At 61.6% G+C, this 1,337-nt stretch carries 1 protein-coding gene; it reads left to right on the top strand.

The features are described 5' to 3' along the window. The first annotated feature begins 114 nt into the window (after positions 1-114). Positions 115-1,314 (top strand): IS4 family transposase, encoded by a 1,200-nt coding sequence (locus ACOMD9_RS21080; protein ID WP_421412314.1) that lies wholly within the window; start codon positions 115-117, stop codon positions 1,312-1,314. Positions 1,315-1,337 lie beyond the last annotated feature (23 nt).

Here is a 1,337-nt window from a genome sequence, read left to right on the forward strand (position 1 = left end):
GACCCTGAGGGATCCCCAGGAAATGAATAGCTAAATCAGTACATTAGGATTGAAAAAAGTCTGCATGGGCAGGCATGTTGTTAATCGCCAAAGAAACAATATGCCGAGGTGCCCATGCAGACGCTCCGATTCTTGCACAAGATCCTGGCCGATTCAGCCCCCGTGGTGAATGCTCTACGCCTGAAGTCCTTGCTGGCCGCGGTGCAGGCGCTGATCGACGGGCAGCGCCTGGGCCTGACGGCCCTGGGGCGCCATCTGCCCGGTGACACGGCGCCCAAGCATGCCATCAAGCGCATGGATCGGCTGCTCGGGAACCCTCACCTGCAGCAGGAGCGTCCGCTGTTCTATTGGCTGGTGACGCCGCTTCTCGTCGGCAATACCCCGCATCCGCGCATCCTAGTAGACTGGTCACCGATCGATGATCGGGGGCAACACTTTGTACTGCGCGCGGCGATTCCTTTCGCGGGCCGCTCCTTCCCCATCTATGAGAAGGTCCATCACAAGGATGCCTGCCCGGTCTGTCAGCGCCATCTGCTGGATGCGCTCGCCGAGCTGCTGCCGGAAGGGACTCAGCCTATTCTGGTCACCGATGCCGGCTTCAAGGGGCCCTGGTTTCGGGAAGTGGAAGCGCGGGGCTGGTATTACGTCGGCCGCTTGCGCCGACCGACCCACCTCCGTTTGTCAGGCGAGGAGTGGGAGCCCGTCGCGGACCTGTTCGCCGGTGCTCGGCGAACTCCAGAAGCCTTGGGCAAGGCCGAACTCGTCAAAAAATCCCCGCTGTCCACCCGAGCCTACCGCGTCCGACATGTCGCCAAGGGGCGTCGTCATCTCACCAAGCAGGGCAAGCCATCACGCGCCAAGCGCAGCCTCAAGGCCGCGAAAGGGCATCGCGAGCCCTGGGTGCTGGTCAGTAACCTGCCGGCATCGTTCACGAGTGCCAAGAAAGTGGTGGCGATCTATCGCCAGCGCATGCAGATCGAAGAGGGGTTTCGTGACGTGAAGAGCCCGCTGTTCGGGCTGGGCTTCGGGATGCATCAGACGCGCAGCGCACGGCGCATCGAGATTCTGCTGCTCATCGCCATGCTGGCCAGCCTAGTGATGCTGATCTGTGGCCTGAAGATCCACCATGACGGTGACACCCAGCGGTTTCAGAGCAATAGCCTACGTTCTCGCTCGGTCTTGTCAGTGTGGCGATTGGGGCGGGAAGCCCTGAGGCACTCCCCCAACCTGCTGTCACGATGTCGGCCGGATAGACTGACGGAGTTCCTCCGGCGCGAAGTCATCACACAGCATGGAGGCGACAAGGGCATGTAAAAACCTGGGGATCCGTCAGGGTC

The sequence above is a fragment of the Halomonas terrestris genome, from assembly GCF_049166755.1.
Taxonomy (GTDB): Bacteria; Pseudomonadota; Gammaproteobacteria; order Pseudomonadales; family Halomonadaceae; genus Halomonas.

What these genes read in the sequence shown, in the direction of transcription:
- ACOMD9_RS21080 (WP_421412314.1), top strand. Translation starts at nt 115, where the DNA reads ATGCAGACGCTCCGATTCTTGCACAAGATCCTGGCCGATTCAGCCCCC.